At 67.8% G+C, this 22,700-nt stretch carries 8 protein-coding genes; 1 reads left to right on the forward strand and 7 read right to left on the reverse strand.

Annotated features, from left to right (window positions below; genetic code table 11):
• Positions 1-22 precede the first annotated feature (22 nt).
• Positions 23-580 (forward strand): hypothetical protein, encoded by a 558-nt coding sequence (locus ASD42_RS06140; protein ID WP_056811308.1) that lies wholly within the window; start codon positions 23-25, stop codon positions 578-580.
• A 38-nt stretch (positions 581-618) separates the two neighbouring features.
• Here ASD42_RS06140 and ASD42_RS06145 read toward each other — a convergent pair whose 3' ends face one another.
• From ASD42_RS06145 to ASD42_RS06175, 7 genes are all read right to left on the reverse strand, one after another.
• The gene (locus tag ASD42_RS06145; RefSeq protein WP_056811311.1) at positions 619-831 is read right to left on the reverse strand and encodes a tautomerase family protein; all 213 of its coding nucleotides are present in this window, start codon (positions 829-831) and stop codon (positions 619-621) included.
• Between the two features lie 24 nt (positions 832-855).
• Positions 856-1,596, reverse strand: a complete 741-nt coding sequence (locus ASD42_RS06150) for an SDR family NAD(P)-dependent oxidoreductase (protein ID WP_056811314.1) — start codon at positions 1,594-1,596, stop codon at positions 856-858.
• A gap of 78 nt (positions 1,597-1,674) precedes the next feature.
• A complete protein-coding gene (locus ASD42_RS06155) occupies positions 1,675-2,265 on the reverse strand; it encodes a TetR/AcrR family transcriptional regulator (protein ID WP_056811317.1) in 591 nt (196 codons plus the stop codon).
• A gap of 60 nt (positions 2,266-2,325) precedes the next feature.
• Positions 2,326-2,928: an energy-coupling factor transporter transmembrane component T family protein gene (locus tag ASD42_RS06160; RefSeq protein WP_056811319.1), complete on the reverse strand. Its 603-nt coding sequence runs from the start codon at positions 2,926-2,928 to the stop codon at positions 2,326-2,328.
• Positions 2,925-3,605 (reverse strand): energy-coupling factor ABC transporter ATP-binding protein, encoded by a 681-nt coding sequence (locus ASD42_RS06165; RefSeq protein ID WP_056811322.1) that lies wholly within the window; start codon positions 3,603-3,605, stop codon positions 2,925-2,927. Before ASD42_RS06165 ends, ASD42_RS06160 begins: the two co-directional genes overlap by 4 nt.
• A gap of 12 nt (positions 3,606-3,617) precedes the next feature.
• Complete coding sequence (locus ASD42_RS06170; RefSeq protein WP_235569322.1) at positions 3,618-4,211, reverse strand: biotin transporter BioY; 594 nt, start codon at positions 4,209-4,211, stop codon at positions 3,618-3,620.
• A 113-nt stretch (positions 4,212-4,324) separates the two neighbouring features.
• Complete coding sequence (locus ASD42_RS06175) at positions 4,325-22,666, reverse strand: amino acid adenylation domain-containing protein (RefSeq protein WP_235569323.1); 18,342 nt, start codon at positions 22,664-22,666, stop codon at positions 4,325-4,327.
• Positions 22,667-22,700 lie beyond the last annotated feature (34 nt).

Genomic DNA, 22,700 nt, shown 5'->3' on the forward strand with positions numbered 1-22,700 from the left:
TTCGACAGAATCGAGTCCGCCCATGAAGCCGACACCGTTGTCCGCGAACGGTCTGATGCCGGTCCGCTACCCGTCCGATCACCGACCCCGCCTCGACGCGCTGTCCGCGGCGGGACTCACCGAATTCCGCCGGTTGTTCGCCGCGGCACCCGATGTGACGGTGGCCGACTTCGCGCGGCTCGACGGTGACGTGACGATGCGCTCGTTCCCCGGATCGGGCGAGCGATTGCTGGGGCCGGCGATGGCTCGACCGTCGTACTTCTGGGTGGCCAAGTCGTTTCGTCACGTGGACGAGGTGGCCGTCGGCCACAATGTCTTTCGCCTTCTGGGCGGCATGCGGGCGTTGAATTTCGTCGCCACGGTGGGCGATTCCGTGATCGACGGGCGCGCGGCGGTGCTTTTCGACTATGACGATCCCCGCGTCGGCTCCCGGCGACCGGCGCGGCGGATCTACGACGAACTGCGCGAGATCGAACCGGATCTGTGGCTCGGCCCGAGCTACTTCTCGACGCGCAGCAGGCGAATCTCCATGGGCTGGTTCGCACTCGACGCCTCGGTGCCCCTCGACGGACCCGCCTGAGTCGGTGAGCCGGGTGCGATCCCGGCTCACCGATCACCTCAGCCCTGGGCCGCGCGCATCGCCCGGTACTCGGCGACGTTCAGCCCGCCCACGCCCCAATCCGTCAGCGGCACTTCGTCGATCACCACGAAGGTCTGGTCGGGATCCTTCCCGAGCACATCGAAGAGCAGATCGGTGACGCCCTTGATGAGCTGCGCCTTCTGCTCGGTGGTCACCCCTTCATCGGTGACCTTGATGTTCACGTACGGCATGATCGTGTCCTTTCGATGGTGTTTTCAGGCTGCTCGGCCGGAAATGAAGCCGCCGTCGACGGGCAGGATGTGGCCGGTGACGAACTCGGCGTCGGCGAGGTAGAGCACGGCCGCGGTGGTTTCGGTGACGTCGCCGAGACGGTCCAGAAGGGCGTACCCGCCGAACACAGTCTCGTTGGCACTCGCCAGCAGCGGCGTGCGCACGAAGCCGGGGGCGACGGCGTTGACACGAATGCGGTCGGCAGCCAGTTCGGCCGCCAAACTAGTGGTCAACGCGTGGATCGCGCCCTTGCTGGCCAAGGGCGCGGAGGCAGGGACATCGGCGATCGCGTGCGTGACGAGCACCGTGCCGATATTGACGATGTTGCCGCCCGCACCCTGCTCACGGAGCCGTCGGACCACCGCCTGCGTGGTGAAGTAGGTGCCTTTCAAGTTGCCGTCGAGGTAGCCGGTCAGCTCGTCGGCGGTGACCTCGGTGAACGGCTTCGCCGCGAAGGTGCCCGCGTTGTTGACCAGCACATCCACCCCACCGAATCGCTCGACCGCGGCCGCGACCAGCGCCGAACCCGTTGCGGGCGAGCCGATGTCGCCGACGACGACCGCCGTGCGCTCGGGCGCGCCCAACTCCTCGGCCACCGCCGCGAGCTTCGCGGCATCACGCCCGTTGAGTACGACATTGTCACCGCGCTGGACGAAGGCTCGGGCGACGTCGCGCCCGATTCCGCTGGAGGATCCGGTCACGATGGCCGTCTTGATGGTGGACATGGTGTCTTCCCTTTCATTCGATACGACCGGTCGTCTTGGAATAGACAAGCGGCAACCAGTCGGTCCGCCCGACCCTGATCAGGGCCGGAAGTAGTCGTCCAGCAGACGTTTCAGGCACTTGTGCAGCGGCTCGACCGTGCGCTGCAGCTTCATCCGGATCACGGCGCCCTCCCACGATTCGAGGAGTAGGTCGGCGAGGTCGACCGCGTCGATATCGCCGCGCACCGAGCCGTCGGCCTGCGCGGCACGCAACGCGGCCGCGACACTGTCACGCCAGGCCACCCAGGCACTCGACAGTTCTTCCCGCAGCACGTCACTGCCCTCGAGCTCGGCCGCGAGGTTCGCGAGCAGGCAGCCGCCGGTGAAGTCGGTGCGCACGAACTCGGCGGTCTGCCGTGCGAAGAAGACGCGCACGCCACCGAGGGGATCAGCGGTAGAGCCGAAGGCGTCGGCGAGATTGCGCTGGATGCATAGTGAATGATGCTCGATCACCGCTCGGGCGAACGTCTCTTTGCTGTCGAAGTAGTTGTAGAACGAGCCTTTCGGCACCCCGACCTTGTCGAGCACCTGCTTGATGCCGGTGCCGTGATAGCCGTTGGACAGCAGGTCGGCCGCGCCCTCCTCGATGAGAAGCGCTCTCGTGTCGTCGCTGCGCCGTGGTCGTGCCATGCGAGGAACTATACGACCGGTCGTCTAGGAATGGCAAGTGCACGTCCGCCCCACACGAGCTCAGTCGTCGTCGACACCGCGTGCGGCCAGCGCCTCACCCATCGCGTCGGCGGTCCGCAATGCCCGCACCAGCACCGGTGTGACCAGCGCGGTCGCCGACCACGACACTCCCCGCGCGCGCCGCGCCTCGCCGACCTCGTGGACGATCTGCGCCAGCAAAGGAACGCACCGAATCGCCAGCGCGAGAAGCAGACTCACCCGCTCCGGATTCACTCCGACGCGACGCAGCGGGCCCAGCGCGCGAGTCAGCGCGTCGAGCATCGCGGTGACCCGCGTGGTCACCGTGACCAGTGCCGCGAGAGCCACCGACACGAGCAATACCCCACACACCACCACGGCTCGCTGCGGCGAGGTGGTGAGTAACTGGAACACCCCGATGATCGCGGTCATCCACAGCACCGGGCGCACCTGGGCGAAGGCCACCCGCCAGGAGACGCGGGCGAGCGCGAACAGGCAGGCCACCACCGCCAAGGCGACCAGCACGCCGAGCGGGCCACGGACGAACACCGTCATCGCCAGGATCGATACCAGCAACAGCGCCAGCTTCACCCCGGCGGGCATCCGGTGCAGCAGCGAGTCGCCGGGGCAATACAGGCCGATCATTCGATCAGTTGCCGATACGCGTCGATCGCCGCCACCGGGGGGCCGTCGAAAACCACGGAACCGTTGTCCAGCACCACGACTCGATCGAATCCGTCGAGCAATCCGAGCTGGTGGGTGACCACGATCACCTGCTGGTCGAGGGAGTTCAGCGCCTGCGATACCCGCCGCGCGTTGCGCAGATCGAGCAACGTGGTGGGTTCGTCGGCCACGATCACCTCGGGCTCGCGGATCAGCGCGGAACCGATGGCCAGCAGCTGTTTCTGCCCGCCGGAGAGCAGGTGCGCCGGGTGGTCGGTGTGCGCGGCGAGGCCGAAGCGGTCGAGCATGCGCTGCACGCGGGCCGCGATCTCGGCCTTGCTCAGACCGCTGCGGCGCAGCGAGAACGCGAGGTCTTCGGCGACCGTCGGCATCACGATCTGGGTATCAGGATCGGTGAACACGAAGCCGACCTTGCGTCGCACCTGCGCGCCCTTGCGGGCGACGTCGAGCCCGTCGACGGTCACCGTGCCGGTGGCCGGCTTCAGCAGTCCGTTGAGCATGCGGGCCAGCGTCGATTTGCCCGACCCGTTGGCGCCGATGAATCCGACCCGGCGTTCGGTGATCCGCAGATCGATATCGCGCAGCACGGTCCGATCACCGAAACGGTGACCCACCGCGTCGACGACGATCTCGCTCACGACGCCCGGCGATCAGGCACGGATCAGCCCGGGATAGGCGCGGTGCACGCCCTTCGCGACGACCGTGGCGATCACGACCTTGGCCAGATCGCCGGGCACGAAGGCGAAGTTGGTCGACACCGCCGCCCACGGGCTGAGATCGGTGCGCACCAGCAGGCCGGCGGTGCCGAACAGGTAGATGATCACGATGCCGCCGAGGGCGTTGATCAGCAGGCCGAGCACGATCGGATACTTCGGCAGGATCATCGCGGTGAGCAGGCCGATGACCAGCGTCGCCGGAATCCAGCCGATCAGATAGCCGGCCGTCGGCGAAGCCAGCGCGGTGAGGCCGGTGCGGCCACCGGAGAGCAGGGGCAGCCCGATCATGGTCAGCGCGATGAACACCGCCACCGCGGCCGTGCCCTTGCGGGCGCCGAGGATCGCACCGGTGAGGATCACTCCGAGCGTCTGCAGCGTGATCGGCACCCCGCTGAACCCGACGGTGATCGCCCCGGGCAGGCCGAGGGCGGCGATCAGGGCCGCGAACACCGCGATCTGGGCCATGTCCCGTGCGGTGAATCCGGTTGCCCGCTTCGGGGATTTCTCGACTTCGGGCACGGCAGACATCCTTCGCTACATCATTGAACGACGTTCAAAATAGCAGGCGACCAGGTCGGTGTCGCACGCGCAGGCACCGAACCGGACCGTCAGATAGGCCACCTGGTCGAGCGGAAACGCGGTCAGCTGTCCAATCGCGCGTTGAGAATCCGGGCGATCTCGGCGATCGCACCCGGTTGGGTCATATCGAGGTGGGCCACATCGATGTCGAAATTCGACAGCTGCCCGCGGATCACCCGCGCCCATCCCTCATGACCCGTGGCGTCGGATCGCCGTTCGCGCGTCGCGGTGAAATAGAGCGCGTCGCTGTCCAAGACCGCGGGATGCCACGCGCCGGCCGCCCTGACCGCCAGGTTGTAGGCATCGGTCAGACGCTGGATCCGTGCGGCGTCGATACCGAGGCTGCTCCCCAAGTGCCGTTCGATCAGGTCGGCGGCCTCCTCGGCACTCGCGTCGGGGCTGACGAAATCGACGCCCATGACCGGGCCGAGATTGCTGATCAGTTCGCCGGCCGTGACGGCGCGCAGCGTCGACTCGTCGACCCCGCCCACCTCGGCGTCCAGCAGTGCCAGCAGCGCGACCTCTTCACCGGCGGCACGCATCTCGACAGCGATGGCGTGGGCGATCGCACCACCCAGTGACCAGCCGAGGAGGTGATAGGGGCCGTGTGGCGCAACTGCGCGAATCTCGGCGAAGTAGCGTGCGGCCATTTCTTCGATCGTTGTCGGACCGGGGGTCTCGCCGCTGATCTGTGGCGCCTGGATGCCGTAGATCGGTCGATCGTCGGAGAGGTAGCGGTCGAGTGTGCGGTAACACCACGACAGGCCCAAGGCCGGGTGGATACAGAACAGTGGGGCTCGCTCACCGCTGGTCCGGATCGGCAGCAGCGTGTCGAAGCCGACATCGGTCCCGTCGGCGGCGGGATCGGCGTCGATTCTGGATTCGATCCGCTTCGCCAGGTCGGCGGGGCAGGGATCGGACAGCATCCAGCTGATCGGAACCTCGTAGTCGAGTTCCTTGCGCAACTCGCTCACCACCTGCACCGACTTCAGCGAGTTGCCACCCAATGCGTAGAAGTCGTCGTCCGCGCCTACCCGATCCACGCCGAGCACCGTTCCGAAGGCCCGTGCGACCTCGCCTTCCAGCCAGGACGAGGGCTCCCTGAACTCCGCTACCGCGAGCACCGGCTCCGGTAGCCGCAACGGGTCCAGCTTGCCCGACGTGTGCAGGGGCACCGTGTCGAGCACCATCAGCGTGGCGGGCACCATGTAGTCGGGCAGTTTGGTCGCCGCGTGCGCCGAGACCGCCACGGTATCGACCGTGGCGCCCGCGGCGGGCACGACGTAGGCGACGAGGTGCTCCATCACACCGATGGGGCGCACCACCGCGATCGCCCGCGCGATGCTGGGGTGCTCGGCGAGTACTGCCTCGATTTCGCCGAGTTCGATACGCAGGCCGCGCAGCTTCACCTGGAAATCGGTGCGGCCCAGGTACTCCAATTCGCCTGTCCGGCGCCAGCGCACCAGGTCGCCGGTGCGGTACAGGCGCAAGCCGTCACCGTACGGGTCGGGCACGAACCGTTCCGCGGTGAGGCCAGGACGTGACTGGTAGCCGCGGGCGAGCTGGGTGCCCGCCAAGTACAGCTCCCCGGCGACGCCGGCCGGTACCGGATGTAACCGGTCGTCGAGTACGTATGCCCGCGTGTTCCACACCGGTGAGCCGATCGGCATGTTCCCGCTCTCGGTTTCGGTCACCCGATGCGCGGTCGAGCACACGGTGCACTCGGTCGGCCCGTACAGATTGTGCAACTGGACCCCGGGCACTATTCGCCGTGCCGCGGCCACCGTCTCGGGGCCGAATGCCTCACCGCCCACCAGCAGCGTCCGCAACGACTCGAGTGACTCCGCGGGCGCCGTGTCCGCGAGTACCGCCAGCATCGACGGCACCAGGGCGGCGAACGTGACCCGCTGGGCGGCAATGGTTTCGGCGAGATAAGCCGGGTCGGTATGCCCGTAGGCTCGCGCGATCACCAGCCGCGCGCCCACCACCGGTGCCGCGAACAGCTCCCACACCGACATGTCGAACGTGGCCGGGGACTTCTGCAGCACGACGTCATTCGGCGTCAGCCCGTAGGTCTCATCGACCCACCGCATCTGGTTGACCACCGAACAGTGCGATACCGCCACGCCTTTCGGTCGACCGGTCGACCCGGAGGTGAAGATCACGTAGGCGACATTGTGGGATCGCAGCGGTGCGAGCCGATCGGCGTCGGTGACCGGCCCGTCATCGAATCCGGACAGCTCGAGCCCCTCGAGGGACGACAGCTCCAGCACCGGTGCGGCGATGGACAGCATGTAGGCGATGCGATCCGCCGGCAGGTCCGGATCGACCGGCACGTACCCGCCGCCTGCGGCGTGCACCGCGTAGATGGCGACGACCTGGTCCAGTGAACGTCGCATCCGCAGCGCCACCAACGACTCCGGACCCACTCCGCTGGAGATCAACCACCGCGCCAACCGATGGACGCGGGACGCGAATTCCGCATAGGTCAACGTCTGTTCGCCGGCTGTCACCGCGGGCCGGTCCGCGTGCGCCCGCGCGGCGTAGGCGAAGACGGAGGCGAGCGTCTCGCCCGGATCCAGATTGTGATCGGTCGAATTCCACTGCGTCAGAATGGTTTCGCGTTCGTCGGGGCCGAGCAGATCCACCTCGCGCACCGGCTGTGCCGAATCGGTCACCAGCGCGTCGAGCACGCGCAGCAGGCGATCGACGATCGCTGTCGCTGTCGTCGCGTCGAAGAGGTCGCTGGCGTAGATCACCGCGCCGCTGAGGCCGGCCGGGTCACCGGCGGAGTCAGAGGAATCCGACATCGTGATCAGCAGATCGAACAATGCGATGTCGGCGTCGGCCGTCATCGCGGACGCCGAGAGCCCCGGAAGTTCGAACTGGGCTCCGGCGACGTTCTGGAATGCCAGCATCACCTGGAACAGCGGATGGTGGGCGTGCGACCGCACCGGGTTCAACTCCTGCACCAGCCGCTCGAACGGAACATCGGCGTGCCCGAACGCGGCCAGATCGGTCCCCCGCTGGTGTTCGAGTAGCTGGGTGAACGTCATCCCCGGCGTCAACCGGGTCCGCAGCACCAGGGTGTTGACGAACATCCCGACCAGATCGTCGAGTTCGGGCTCGCCGCGGCCCGCGAACGGAGTGCCGATCGCGATGTCGTCCGTATCGGCCAGCCGGGCCAGCGTGGCCGCCAGCGCAGCGTGGAAGACCATGAACAGCGTCGTGTTGTGTGCTCGTGCGACCTGCTGGAGTCCCGCATGCAGATCGGCGCCGACGGTCAACGGTACGCTCGCGCCCGCATGGGTCTGTACGGGCGGACGCGGTCGGTCGGTCGGCAGTCCCAGCACCACCGGGAGCTCCGCCAATTCGAGTGTCCAGTAGTCGATCTGGGCACGGAGCAGCGACTCCGGATCGTCTTCGGCACCCAGTACCGTCCGCTGCCAGATCGCGTAGTCGGCGTACTGCACCGGCAGCGGCAGCCAACTCGGCGTCTCCCCGAGCAGGTGAGCCGTGTACGCGGTCATCATGTCCCGTGCCAGTGGGCCGAGCGACGACCCGTCGCAGGCGATGTGGTGCACCACCACGGCCAGGACCCACTCGTTCGGCCCGAGCTCGAACACCCGCACCCGCAACGGGGCCTCGACCGTCACATCGAACACCGTCGAGACGAACGCCGACAACGACTCTTCCAGTTCCGGTTCCGCGACCGAGGTCACGGTGATCGGCGCACACGCCTGCGCGGTGGGAAGGACAACCTGCGACGGCGCGCCCTCGGCATACGGGTATACGGTCCGCAGTACTTCGTGCCGGTTCACCACATCCTCGATCGCCGCGCGTAGCGCGTCGAGATCCAGCCGTCCGGACAGCCGTAGCACGATCGGAATGCTGTAGGCGGCCGAACCGGGCTCCAGCCGGTTCAGGAACCACATCCGCTGCTGGGCCGACGACAGGGGAATCCGCTCCGGCCGCGGTTGCGCGGTCAGCGCTACCCGACCGGTGGCGGCCTGCGATTCGGCGCGCGCGGCCAACCTCTCGACCGTCGGCGCTTCGAAGATCACCGACACCGGGATGGTCACGTCGAGCGCGGCACCGATCCGGGCGGCTACCCGGGTGGCCACCAGGCTGTTGCCGCCGAGGTCGAAGAAGTCGTCGTCGGCGCCGACGGGACTGTCGATACCGAGGACGTCGGCGAAGACGCCCGCCACTATCTCCTCCGCCGGTGACACCAGGGCCCGGAATCGCTTGGCCTGGACAACGGGTGCGGGCAGGGCCGTGCGGTCGAGCTTTCCGTTCGGCAACAGGGGAATCGCGTCGAGGATCATCACCGCGGCGGGCACCAGGTACGACGGCAGCGCCTCGACCAATACCGCGCGCAACTGTTCGCCCGAAAGGCTCGCCCCGGTTTCGGGCACCGCGTAGGACACCAACTGCGCCGGACCGGTGCCCGCACGCCACGGCACCGTGACCGCGTACGCCACCTCCGCCCGCGCGCTCAGCACCGCGTCGATCTCGCCCAGCTCCACCCGGTAGCCACGGATCTTCACCTGGAAATCGTTGCGCCCCAGGAACTCCAGATCACCGTCGGTATTCCAGCGCACCACATCACCGGTTCGGTACATGCGGCGTCCCGGTTCCCCGAACGGATGCGCCACGAACCGCGCCGCATCGGTAGCCGGCTTGTTCAGGTACCCGCGCGCCAGCGCCGGACCCGCCAGATACAACTCTCCCGCCACCCCCACCGGCACCGGCTGCAGGCGGACATCCAGGACCAGCGCTTGCATCCCCGGCAGCGGGGCACCGATCGTCGGCCGATCATCGGGTTGCAGCGCGCGCGTCGCCGTGGCGAGCATCGTGGCCTCGGTCGGCCCGTACAGCACCTGGAACTCCCGGGCGCCCGCGACGTCGGTACCCGCCCATCGGCTCACCAGATCCGTCGGGACCTCCTCGCCACCGGACATCACGAGCCGCAAGTCGTCGAGCCCGGCCGGATCGACCGACGCGAGCGCGGCCGGGGTCATGAAAGCGTGGGTGATCCGCCGCACGCGCAAGAACTCGGCCAGCTCACCGCCGCCGTAGATCCCCGTCGGCACCACGATCAACGCACCGGCCCGGCTGACCGCCATCAGGATCTCCATCAGTGCGGCGTCGAACGACGGCGACGCGAAATGCAACACCCTGGACGCGTGCTGGAGCCCGCGATCGGCACGCCGCCCCGAGACGAAGTCGGCGATGCCGGAATGGGTGACGGCCACGCCTTTCGGCACTCCGGTGGATCCGGAGGTGAAGACCACGTAGGCGACATCCGAGACCCGCAGCGGCCGCGTCCGCTCGTCGTCGCCGATCGGGCCGCTCGCCGCCGCATCGATCCGCGCGGCGACGGCCGGGTCGTCGAGCACGATCCAGTCCACCGAATCGGGCAGTTGGGCACGTACCGACGACACCGTAATCCCCAGCGTCGCACGAGAATCCGACACCATCTGCTCGATCCGGCCTTCGGGATAGCGTGGGTCCACCGGCACGTACGCCGCACCCGACCGGACCACCGCCCACCACGCGACGACGGACTCCGTCGACCGCGCCGCCGCCACCAGCACCGGATTCTCCGGTCCGACGCCACGGCGGATCAGCAACCTCGCCAGTCGGTTCGATCGTTCGTCCAGCTGCTTGTACGACAGCGTGGCATCCCCCGCGACGACGGCGATACCGTCGCCGTTGTCCCGGACGGCCGAGGTCAACACCTCCGGCAGCAATGCGGGCGGCTCCAGCGCCTCCACGGTGCGCGCCCCGACCCGGGATGTGAGCGCCGAGCGCTCGTCGGCTTCCAGCCAGTCGATATCCCCGACTACGACGGCCGGATCGTCGGCGACGGCTTCCAATACCCGCACCAGCCGCCGGACGATCGCCGCCGCGGTCGCCTCGTCGAACAGATCCCGCGCATAGGTCAGCATTCCCGACATACCCTGCGCCGCACCGGCATTGCCGGAGGAATCGGCCAGCACCAGTTGCAGGTCGAACTGGATCGCCCCGGTATCCACATTCGCCCGCGTCACCCGGACGTCGGGCAGCACCACATCGACCGTCGACACGTTCTGAAATGCCAAGGCCACCTGGAACAACGGATGTCGGGCCGCCGATCGCTCCGGGTTCAACTCCTCCACGACCCGCTCGAACGGCACGTCCGCGTGCTCGAACGCCAGCAGGTCCGTCTCCCGCGTGTGCATCAGCAACTCGGTGAACGGCTCGCCCGTATCCACCCGGGTCCGCAATGCCAGCGTGTTCACGAACATCCCCACCAGATCGTCCAGACCGGGCTCGCCCCGCCCCGCGACCGGGGTGCCGATCACGACGTCGTCGCTGCCGCTGAGCCGCCCCAATACCGTTGCCAGCGCGGCGTGCATCACCATGAACAGCGACGACCCCCGCGATCGGGCCAGCGCGACCAGCCGCTCGTGCAGCCTCGCACCGATCTCCACCGGTACCCGGTCTCCCGACAGCGACGCGACGGCCGGGCGTGGGCGGTCCGCCGGTAGTTCCAGCCGGTCCGGTGCACCCGCGAGGGTCGAGCGCCAGAACTCCACCTGCTGCGACATCAACGACGCCGGATCGTCCGCGGCCCCCAGCATCTGCCGTTGCCACCACGCGTAATCCGCGTACTGCACAGCGAGCGGTTCCCACTCCGGCGCCTGCCCGGCCAGTCGCGCGACGTAGGCCACCATCACGTCACGGGCCAGTGGCCCCATCGACTGACCGTCGCCTGCGATGTGATGGACCACGAGCACCAGCAGGAATTCGCCGGTGTCACTGTCGTGCTCGGCGCCCAGCTCGAACAATCCCACTCGCATCGGCACTCGGGCAGTCACATCGAATCCACCCCGCACGAATTCGCCCACCACCTCCGGGACCGAATCCGCGTGCACTCGCACCGGCCGCACCGGCACCGCGGGCTCGTCGAGAACGACCTGCCGCGGCTCACCGGCGGCTTCCGGATAGATCGTCCGCAATACTTCGTGGCGCGCGACCACATCGGCGAGCGCGGCACCCAGCGCTTCGGTGTCCAGCCGTCCGGACAGCCGCAGCATCACCGGAATGTTGTGCACCGCGGAGTCCGGCTCGAACCGGTTCAGGAACCACATCCGCTGCTGTGCCAGCGACAGCGGCACGGAGTCGGGGTGCACGCCCGGCAGCAGGGGCAACCGGCCCCCACCGCTGACCGCCGCGGCCAGCCCGGCCAGTCCGCCGACGGTCGGCGCCTCGAAAACCGATCGCACCGGCACTCGCGCGTCCAGGGCCGCGCCGATGCGCGCCACCACCATCGAGGCGCTCAGCGAATCGCCGCCCAGTGCGAAGAAGTCGTCGTCGACGCCCACCTGGTCCACGTCGAGCACCTGCTCGAAGGTCCGCGCGACCAACTCTTCCAATCCTGGCGACGGCGCCCGGAATTCTCGCGTGACGGCAACCGGCTCGGGCAACCGCTCGCGATCCAGCTTCCCGTTGACGGTCAGCGGCACCTCGTCCAGCACCATCACCGCGGACGGCACCGTGTACCGGGGTAACACCTCAGCCAGTGCCGCACGCAACTCCTCGCCCGAGACCTCCGCCCCCGGCGCGGGCACGACATAGGACACCAGCACCACCGGGCGGCCGCCGTCGCGGCGCGGCACCGTGACCGCGTACGCCACATCGGCACGTGCGTCGAGCACCGCGTCGATCTCGCCCAGCTCGACCCTGGTGCCGTGCACCTTCACCTGAAAATCGTTGCGCCCCAAGAACTCCAGATCGCCATCGGCGCCGCGGCGCACCACGTCACCGGTGCGGTACATGCGCTGCCCCGGCTCCGCGAACGGGCATGCGACGAATCGCGCCGCGGTCAACCCCCTTCTGGCGGCGTACCCGTCGGCCAAGCCGGCGCCGAACAGGTACAGCTCGCCCTCGACACCGTGTGGCACGGGCCGCAACCAGGTATCGAGGACGACGACCGCCACGGGGCCGACCGGCTTGCCGATCGTGATCGGGGCACCGGGCGTCAGTGCGTCGCTGGCGGTAGCCCAGATAGTGCTTTCGCTCGGCCCATAGAGATTGACCATGGTGCGATGCGGCGCCCACCGATCGACCAGCTCCGGCCCGACCGGCTCACCGGCGGTTGCCAGTACACGTAGCCCGTCGAGACCGTCGCACGAGATGGTCGCCAGCGCCGAGGGAGTGATCACCGCGTGCGAAATATGTTCGCGCCCGATGAGATCCGCCAGCTCTGGGCCGGCGTAGACATCGGCAGGCGAGACGACCAGTCGACCGCCCGAGCCGTGCGCCATCAACAACTCGAACACCGAGGCATCGAAGCTGGGCGAGGCCACCTGCAGGACCACCGACATCGGGTCGACGCCGAGTATCCGCCGCTGCGCCGCGACGATATCGGCCAGACCGCGATGGCTGACGAGTACGCCCTTGGGCATACCGGTCGACCCGGAGGTATAGCTCACGTACGCGGTCTGCTCCCGTCGAATCGGTCCGTCGCGTTCGGCGTCGGTGATCGGCCCAGCGGGAACCGAGTCCTCGGCGCCGAGTATCTGTTCCTGGTCGAGGATCAGATACTCGACGCTGTCAGGAAGATGTTCCCTGGCAAACGTGTCGGTCAGCCCGAGCGCGGTTCCCGAGTCCGACAGCAGATATTCGATCCGCTCCGATGGCAGAGTCGGATCTATCGGCAGGAACGCGGCACCGGTCTTCGCCACGGCCCACAGGGCGAGGGTCGCCGCCAGGGATCGCGGAAGCACAGCGGCGACGACCTGTCCCCGCCGGACACCGTGCCGCAGCAGGACCCGCGCCAGCTGTGCGGATCGCTCGTCGAGTTGCCGGTAGGTCATGGCGGTGTCACCGCATCGCACGGCGATCGCGTCGGGTTCGGCGGCAGCGCGAGCGGCGAGTATCCGGTCCAGCGTGTCCGGGATCGCCTGTTCCGCAACCGAATCCGGCCACGACGGCCCCGGTTCCTCGCCGAGCGGCAGCTCGCCCAGCCGGACGTCGGGGTTGACCGCGATCCGGCCGAGCAACTCGACGAAGCGGTCGAGGATCCGGCGGGCGGCCGCGGTGTCGAATGCGCGGTCGTGGAATCGGAGGGTGATCCGCAGTCCCTGTGCTTCGCCGTGCTCGGATTGTTTCGGTTCCACGACCAGGCTCAGCGGGTACGGCGTCGCGTCGACACCGCTGAGTTCGTCCACCCGCAGGCCCGCCGAATCGATGAGTCGCTGCAGTGCCGTCCGGTCGACGGGGAACGACTGGAAAGTGATGGCGGTATCGAAGAGTTCGGGCAGGCCGACGCTGCGGTGGATCTCGGGTAGCCCGATGTGGTGATGATCCAGCATGCCGGCGTGCCGCGCCTGAATGCTGGTCAGCAACGCGCGCACCGTCATGGTGGGTTCGAGCGGGACTCGCACGGGAATCGTAGTCAGGAACATGCCGAGCGTCTGATCGACCAGCGGCAACTCCGGGGGCCGTCCCGACACCGCGGAGCCGAAGATCACATCGGTCTCCCCGGTCAGCACGCGCAGATTCAGAGCCCAGGCCGCGGTGACCGCCGTATTGAGGGTGACGGCCGCTTCCGCCGCCACTCGACGGAGGTCTCCGAAAAGATCTGCCGTCAGCTCGGCCCCGACCTCAGCGGTGGATACCGAACCCGCCGCGCCCACGTCGCGGGACACCCGGGTGGGTGCGTCGACATCCGAAAAGGCTTGCTTCCATGCCGCTTTGGATGCGGAACTGTCCTGCCGTCCCAGCCAGGACAGATAGTCGCGGTAGGAGGGAGCAGGTCCGGCGGAGTCGATATGGTCGGGAGACCCGTAGTAGTCGAGCAGTTCTCGCATCAGCAGCGGCATCGACCAGCCGTCCAGGATCACATGGTGATTGGTGACGAGCAGCCGGAAGGACCCCTCGTCGAGGCGGATCAGCGTCAAGCGCAGGAGCGGAGCAGCCGACAGATCGAAGCCCGCCGCCGCGTCCGCGGCGGCGATCGATTCCGGGTCGGCCGGGGATTCCGCATCGCCGAGATCGATCTCTCGGAAACCGATCTCGGCATGGTCGAGCACGATCTGGCACGGTCCGGCCGAGGTCTCCACGAAGGCGGCCCGCAGGATGTCGTGCCGGTCGACCACGGCCTGAGCGGCACGGCGCAGGCGCTCACCGTCGACCGCGCCGGAGAATCCGATCATCGTCTGGACGGTGTAGTTGTCCCCGGCATCCGGGTCGAACGTCGAGTGGAAGTGCACGCCGGATTGCATGGGCGACAACGGCCATACGTCGGACAGGCCGTGGTATTGCTGCTCGAGCCGAGCGAGGTCGGGTTCTGTGAGCGCGACGAGTGGAGAGTCCGAAGCGCGATCTGTCACCGGCACCGGATCGCCGCCGGCCATCGCGGCAAGGGCGGCAACGGTCTTGCCTTCGAACACATCTCGCGGCGTGAACGTGAGCCCGGCCGATCTCGCCAGCGCCACCAGCCGCATCGAGACGATACTGTCCCCGCCGAGCGCGAAGAAGTTGCTGTCGGCGGACACGGTGTCGAGATGGAGCACCTCGGCGAAGAGTTTCGCCACGACCTGCTCGGTGTGCGTCGACGGCGCTCTGCCGCCTGCGGCGTCGGACTCGAAGGCCCGCTGCCGCAATGCTTTCCGATCGAGTTTCCCGGTAGGCGTGCGCGGCATCTCCTCGAGCTGCACAATCGCCGCGGGATTCATATAGCGCGGTAGCGTGCCCGAGAGATCGTCGCCGAGTGCCGCCACATCTACCGTGGCATCCGAGGCGGAGACGAAATAGGACACCAGGATCGGTTCGTCGGCAGGCCCCTTCACCACGACGGTGGCCACGCTCGCCACCTCCGGGTGCTGAGCCAGGTGGGCATCGATTTCCCCCGGCTCGATCCGCAGGCCGTGAATCTTGACCTGCTGATCGCCCCGGCCCAGATATTCCAGTGCCAATCCGGCGCGTCCGCGGACCCAGCGCACGGAATCACCGGTGCGGTAGATCCGCTCGCCGCGGGTGGATCGCGGATCCGCGACGAAGCGTGACGCGGTGATGCCCCGTCGATCGACGTACCCGCGGGCGAGTCCGGGCCCCCCGATATAGAGCTCGCCCACGACACCGACCGGCACCGGCCGCAGCCACGTGTCGAGAACCATCGCGGACGCGCCTGGGATCGGGCCGCCGATCGTCACCGGCTCGCCGGGGACGACGTCCGACCCCGTCGCCCAGATCGTGCACTCGGTAGGTCCGTAATGATTCATCAGGCGTCGCCCATGGCCCCACCGGTTCACGGTGTCCGGCTCGGTCGCTTCGCCGACGACCGCGAGCGATGTCAACGACGGCGTCCGGGACGGATCCATGGTCTTCAGCACCGACGGGGTGATGATCGCGTGCGAAACCCGCTGTGCGCGAATCAAATCCTCGAGGTCGGTCCCGGCGTAGACCTCCGGCGGCGCCACCACGAGAGCGGCGCCACTGCCGTGCGCCAACAGCAACTCCGACAAGCAGGCGTCGAATCCGGGCGACGCGACCTGCAACACCACCGAATCCGTACCGACGCCGAAGGCGTCGACTTGCGCCGCGACGAGATCGGCCAGTCCTCGATGGCTGAGCTGGACTGCCTTTGGTTTGCCGGTCGATCCGGACGTATAGATCACGTATGCCGCGTTGTCGGCCGACAGCCGGTCGGCCCCGGCCGGGGAACCGGACGGACGTCGCCCCTCCTGCGCGTCCGAAGCCGAAGCGTCCAGAGTCAACCAGTCGACACTATTCGGAAGCTGTGGCGCGACAGCGCTGGTCGTCACGCCCAGACGGGTCCGGGAGTCCGATAACAACTCCTCGATCCGCGCGGCGGGATTGCCGGGATCCAACGGCAGGAAGGCGGCACCTGTTTTCGCCACCGCCCAGATCGCCACCACCAGTTCGGTCGACCGGGGAACGGCCAACGCGACGATCGACTCCGCGCGAGCACCGTGGTCGGCCAGCAGGCGAGCGAACCCGTCGGCGCGACGCTCCAGCTCCTGATAGGTCCACGTGGCATCACCGCTGCGGACAGCAACGGCATCCGGATACTTCCGTGCGGTCCCCCACAGGATGTCGCGCAGCACGAGCTCCGCGGCGGGCTCCTCGCTGCCGACCGAAAGTAGTTCCGCCCGTTCGGAATCCCAGCAGGACGAGATCGCGGCGACCTTCCGGGTGGGATACCCGACGATCTGCGTGAGCAGGAGCTCGAAGCGTTCGAGCAGCGTGCGGACCTCGTCCGCATCGAATCGGTCGGCGGCGAATTTCAGTGCTACCGTATAGGTGCCGGGCTGGTCGGCCGCGCTCGATCGTCGGTCGCCACTCGACCGAGGCGGGGACACTTGCAAACTCAGCGGATACGGCGTGGCATCGTGGGCGTCGATGTCGACGAACCGCAAGCCGGCGTCGGAGAGATTGCGCGCCAACAGTTCCCGGTCGAGCGGATAGGACTCGAGCACCGTCGCGGTGTCGAACATATCGGTGATGCCGGTGGCCCGTTGCAGCTCCGCCAAGCCGACGTACTGGTGATCCAGCATGGCCGCCTGCTCGGATTGCACGCGGACGAGCAGCTCGCCGACGGTTTCGCCGGGTTCGAGGCGGACTCGGACGGGCAGCGTGTTGACCAGAAGCCCGACCATGCGCTCGACATCCGGAATCTGCGGCGGGCGGTGCGCGATCGTATTGCCGAACACCACGTCCGACCGTCCGGTCAGCGCGGCCACCAGCAATGCCCACGCCACCTGCAAGGCCGTGTTGGCCGTGACGCCGTGTGAGCGGCCCAGATCGAGAAGCGCGGCGGTGGTCGCGGCGTCCAGTTCCAGGTCGACCTCACCGACCTGCGCGGTGACGGACCGATCCGGCCTGTCCGTGACCCGCGTCGGACTGTCGATTCCGGCGAGCGTCTCCCGCCACGCGGCGATGGCGGCGTCGCGATCCTGAGCCTGCAGCCACTGCAGATACTCCCGGTACGAACGAGGGGGCGCGAGCGCGACGGTATCGCCGTCCGAGATATACAACGAGAGCAACTCGTGGATCAGCAGCGGCATCGACCAGCCGTCCAGCACGAGATGGTGGTTGGTGACCAGCAACTGGAAGGTATCCACGCCGGTGCGCACGAGGTGGAACCGCACCAGCGGTGGGTGGGCCGGATCGAACGGAGCCGCGGCCGCCGTCGCGAGTCGCCGAAGTGCCCGCGCCTGCCGGTCGGCATCGATGATGTCGGCGATACTCGACTCGCCCCAATCGACCTCGGTGTCGCGCAGAACGATCTGGCGTGGCCCATCGGCACTCTCGACGAAGGCGGTCCGCAGGCTGTCGTGCCGGTCGATGAGCACCTGCGCGGCCCGCCGCATCCGGGGCCCGTCCACCTGCCCGGCGAACGTCAGCGCCACCTGCACGATGTAGCCGTCGTCGCCGTCGCGGTCGTAGACCGTGTGGAACAGCAGCCCGGACTGCAAGGCGGTGAGCGGCCACACATCGATCATCGACGGGTATTCGCCCAGCCAGCGGTCGACATCGTCCTGCGCTACCGCGGTGAGCGGGAAGTCGGAGGGGGTGAAGCCGTATCCGGTGTCGGATCGGACGTGCTCGGCAAGCGCCCCCAGGGCGCGAGCCCACAGCCCGGCGAGCTCGTCGACGTCCTCGCGGTCCAGTACCTGCGAGGCGAACTCCCAGGTCACGTCGAGTTCGAGCCCGTCGCGACCTTCCTCGGCGATCGCATTGATATCGAGCAGGGCCGGCAGCGCCATCTCCGGATCGCTCGTCGCGGTCAGTGCGGTGAACTCGGTGGTGGGCGCCCAGGGCACCGAGCGTTCGCCGACACCCACCCGCCCGAGGTAGTTGAAACTGATCTGCGGTTCGGGCAGGTCCGCGAGCTCGGCCCTGCCCTGGGAATCGAGATGACGCAGCATCTGGTAGCCGATGCCGTTGCCCGGCACCGCGCGCAACTGCTCCTTCACCTGTTTTATCGCCGTTCCAGCGCCCGTGCCGCCGGCCAGCGCGTCATCGAGGTCGACATCGTCGCACTCGATCCGAACCGGGAAGCGTGTGGTGAACCAGCCCACGGTGCCGCTGAGATCGGCGCCGGGTACGGCTTGCTCCTCGCGGCCGTGTCCCTCCAGCGAGATCAACTCTCCGGCGGTCGCCGCCGTACCGCGCCTGCGCCGCCACTCTCCGAGTGCCAGTACCAGGGCCGCGAGCAGCGGATCGTTGGCGCTGCAGTGGAAGCGGTCCGGAATCGTGGTGAGGACCGCCTCGGTGACCGCGGCCGGAATGCGCTGATGTACCCGGCCCGCCGTGGCCCCGACGTCACGATCCGGAACGAGACGGCGCGATCCGAGTAGCTGATCACCTCGCGCGAGTACGTCTTTCCACCCGTCGAGCTCCGCCGACCGTCTGCTCGGCGCCCGCTCGACCAGGCCGTGCGCCCATCGCCGGAACGAGGTGGTGATCGGGCCGAAATCCGGTTCGCCGCCGTCGGATACCTGCGACCAGGCCTGCGCGAGGTCGGCGAGGATGATGCGCCACGACACCACGTCGACGGCGAGATGGTGAACCACCAGCCACATCAGGTCGGGTCCCGAGCCGTTGCGATCCTGCATCCAGACGGCTCGAACGAGCACACCCTCGGCCGGGTCCAATCGATCCGCGGCCTGCTGTAGGTGCCGGTCGACCTCGGCGGCGTCTCGCCGATCGAGCCGAACATCGATGAGCACGGCGTCCGGGTCGATCGCTTCGCGCTCGAGTACCTCTACGTACCGATCACCCGAATCGCCGCGCAATACCGCGCGCAGCAGGTCGTGGCGGTCCAGCAGGGCTCCCAGTGCGCGCACGAGGCCCGCCCGATCGACCCCTTCGGGCAGCTGCACGAGCGCGGCCTGCGCGAATCGGTCGTAATGACCCCGATCGAGCATCGCGCACATGATCGGCGACAACGGCATCGGTCCGACGGCGCCTCCGGGCAACTCGTCCAACTCGGGGGTATCGCGTGCTTGCGTGGCCGTGGCAGCGGCCGCCAAGGCCGCGACGGTCTTGTGCACGAACACATCCTGGGTGGAGAAACTCAGGCCGTCGCCCTTTGCCCGCGCCACCAGCCGGATCGACAGAATGCTGTCGCCGCCCAGGGCGAAGAAGCTGTCGTCCGCCCCGATGAGCGGCACGCCGAGCACCTCGGCGAACAGCTTCGCGACCGCCTTCTCCCTGGCGGTGGCCGGCGTACGGCCGACAGGCGCGGTCCCGAATTCCGGCTTCGGCAGAGCGCCGCGATCGAGCTTGCCGAAGGCGTTCACCGGGAGGCTGTCCAACGGGAGGATCACCGCCGGGACCATATGCGGCGCCAGCGAATCCCGGGCGAAGCGCTCGAGTTCGAGAGGTTCGATCCGACGGCCGCTGACCGGGACCACATACGACGCCAGCACCGTCGTGCCCGCGTTGTTGTGCACCGGCACCGTCACGGAAAGGTCCACGTCCTCGTGTGTGGTGAGCACGGCGTCGATTTCACCCGGTTCGATCCGGTAGCCACGGATCTTGACCTGGAAGTCGCTGCGCCCCGCCAATTCCAGCGTCATTTCGGCGTTGTCGCCGGTCCAGCGCGCGATGTCGCCGGTGCGGTACATCCGCTCGCCGGGGCCGCCGTACGGATCCGCGACGAACCGGGCGGCGGTGGCGGCGAACAGATGACTGTATCCGCGGGCCAGTCCCGGCCCGGCGAGATACAGTTCGCCCGCGGTGCCCTTCGGCACCGGTTGCAGCGTTCTGTCCAGCACCATCGCCGAGACACCACGAATGGGGCCACCGACCAGGTGTGCGTGGTCGGGTGTCAGCATGGCGCCGACGGCGGTCACGGTGGCCTCGGTGGGACCGTATTCGTTGTACATGGACACCGACGGCGCCCACCGCTCGATGACGTGCGGTGGACAGACGTCGCCGCCGACCACGACCACTCGCAAGTCGGTCGCCTCGTGCGGGTCCACTGTTGCCAGCATCGTGGGCGTCAGCGTCAAGTGGGTCACGTGCTCGTCTGCCAGCAGTCGCGTGAGCGGCTCGCCGCCGGTGACCTCGGGCGGCACGATCACCAGCGTGGATCCGCTCGCGAAGCAGGTCAGAAACTGTTCCATGGCGGCGTCGAAGCTGGGCGAGAGGGCATAGGACACCCGAGAGGTCGTGTCGATTCCGTACGTGGCGGCGCGATCGGCGACCAGATTCGCGAGGCCGGTGTGCGTGACCTGGACGCCTTTCGGCGCTCCGGTGGATCCCGAGGTATAGGTGACATAAGCGATATTGGACGGCCGTAGTGGGCGGATCATGTCGCCGTCGGACATCGGTGCGCTCGCGGCGCTGCCTTCCCCCAGGGTCGCGGGGTCATCGAGAACCACAGAACGCATCGCCGACGGGAGCCGCCCGCGCAAAGCGTCGACCGTGATCGCCACGGCCGCACCGCTGTCGGCGACCATATGTTCCACCCGCTTGCGCGGGTACTCGGGGTCCACCATGACGAACGCGGCCCCACATTTCGCGACCGCCCACGTCGCCACGACGGATTCGACCGAGCGTCGCAGCATGATCGCGACCGCCGTGTCCGGCCCACACCCCAGAGCTCTCAGATGGCGGGCCAGCTGCGAGGATCTGGTATCCAGCTCGCCGTACGTCATTGTCTGCCCGGCCGAGATGATCGCGCACGCACCAGGATCGCGGCGCGCGCTCTCGGTCAGAATCTCCGGAAGCAGCCGGGTTTCGACCCCACTCGGCCCCCGCACCCGCGGCAGCGCGGACCGCTCCTGTGCGTCGAGCAGCGACAATCTGCTGACCGGACATCCCGCTCCCCCGGCGAGGAATTCGTGCAGGAACATACGGAAGCGCCGGTGGTGACCAGCGAGCTCGTCCTGGCTGTAGACACTCGGATTTCCCTGGAAGTCGATATGTGTACTGTCTTTGCCCGCACCCGGGTAGATATTGACGAAGAGGTCGGCGGTCGGGCCTGAGGTGAGGACGTTCAGGCGGCCTGTCGTGTTACCGAGCACAACCTCGTTCTCGATCATCATGAGGTTCACGGCCGGCCCGAAGGATACTGCCTCGTCGCGCGCGATCCCCATATCGTGGAATATGTCTTCCTGGCGGTAGCGCTGGCGCCGAAGTGCGCTCGTCAACTCGCTTTGCACAGCGGCGATCAGTTCGCCGACGCTGCGGCCCGCGACCCGCACCCGCAGCGGGACCACGTTCGCCACCATCCCCCCGGAACGGCGCAGCACGGCAGAGTGCCGACCCGACACCGGCAGGCTCAGCATCACTTCATCGCTTCCGGTCATCCGCGCGAGGTACGCGGCGAACGCCGCGACGATGGTCGGAGCCACGCTCTGACCATGTTCGAGCGCGACGCTTTCCATCAGACTCGCGGTGGCGTCGGGCAACTCTGTGCTGACCAGCGCCGGATGAATGGTGGGCTTGCCGACGCGACCGGCCAGACTGACGGCGGGCGGCGCGCCTTCCAGATGCTCCAGCCAATATCTGCGGTCGTTGTCGAAACGCGTCGAACCCCGGTACGCCAGATCCTGCTCGACGATGACCCCCAGGTCCTGCGCCGCGCACGATGGCGGTTCCTCGCCCTTCACCCAAGCGTTGTACAACTCGGTCATCCGGTGCAACATCGTTACCGCGGCGAATCCGTCGAGCGCGATATGGTGCGCTCGCTGGTACCACAGGAAATGGTCGTCGCCGACCTGGAACACAATGGCTGTCACGAGGTGGTCGTTCAGCACGTCCAGCGGAGCGGAATAGTCCTGCACCATCATGCTGTGCGCAGTCGCGACCGGATCGGCGTGGTGGCGCAGGTCCAGGATCGACGCCAGAGCTCCATGCTCAGCGTCGACGAACTGACACGGCTCTCCGTCGACCTCTATCAGTCGCATATGCCCGGATTCGAACTCGCGGCTGGCGGTTCGGCAGGCCTCGGCAAGCAGTTCGGTGTCCAACTCGCCCACGATCTCGACATATTGGGCCACGGAAATCGGTGACGACTCCGCGAGATGCTGGGCAAACCAGATCCCCCGCTGCGCCGCCGTCAGGGGAAAGATATCGAATGAGGGGCCTCCGTTAGTATCGGAGCCAGTGCCGGAACCGTTACCCGAATCCACGCTTCGGGAAGAACGGAATGAGCTGATTTCCGGCCTATCAGACCGGTCCGGACTGCCATCTACGCGACTCTTTCGGCCCATTCCGACCTCCGTTGATACCGCTATCTTCAAGAGGTCGATTATATAGCCGGGAAGTTGCCCCATTCCCTGGAAGAAAGCTTGCAACATGGTCACGAAAACAGCATCGGACAATAATGGAGGCGCAGCCGGGCCGATCGCCCCTCGACCTCGCCGACGCATACTCAACGTTCTCGCCGGTGGATCGTCCCCGTCA

Origin of the sequence: Nocardia sp. Root136 (genome assembly GCF_001427185.1) — a bacterium.
In the GTDB taxonomy this organism is placed as follows: domain Bacteria; phylum Actinomycetota; class Actinomycetes; order Mycobacteriales; family Mycobacteriaceae; genus Nocardia; species Nocardia salmonicida.

Excerpts from the sequence above, each read along its gene's own strand:
- ASD42_RS06160 (WP_056811319.1), bottom strand. The coding sequence starts at position 2,928 with ATGATCGGCCTGTATTGCCCCGGCGACTCGCTGCTGCACCGGATGCCC.
- ASD42_RS06155 (WP_056811317.1), bottom strand. The coding sequence starts at position 2,265 with ATGGCACGACCACGGCGCAGCGACGACACGAGAGCGCTTCTCATCGAG.
- ASD42_RS06140 (WP_056811308.1), top strand. The coding sequence starts at position 23 with ATGAAGCCGACACCGTTGTCCGCGAACGGTCTGATGCCGGTCCGCTAC.
- ASD42_RS06145 (WP_056811311.1), bottom strand. The coding sequence starts at position 831 with ATGCCGTACGTGAACATCAAGGTCACCGATGAAGGGGTGACCACCGAG.
- ASD42_RS06175 (WP_235569323.1), bottom strand. The coding sequence starts at position 22,666 with ATGCGTCGGCGAGGTCGAGGGGCGATCGGCCCGGCTGCGCCTCCATTA.
- ASD42_RS06170 (WP_235569322.1), bottom strand. The coding sequence starts at position 4,211 with ATGTCTGCCGTGCCCGAAGTCGAGAAATCCCCGAAGCGGGCAACCGGA.
- ASD42_RS06150 (WP_056811314.1), bottom strand. The coding sequence starts at position 1,596 with ATGTCCACCATCAAGACGGCCATCGTGACCGGATCCTCCAGCGGAATC.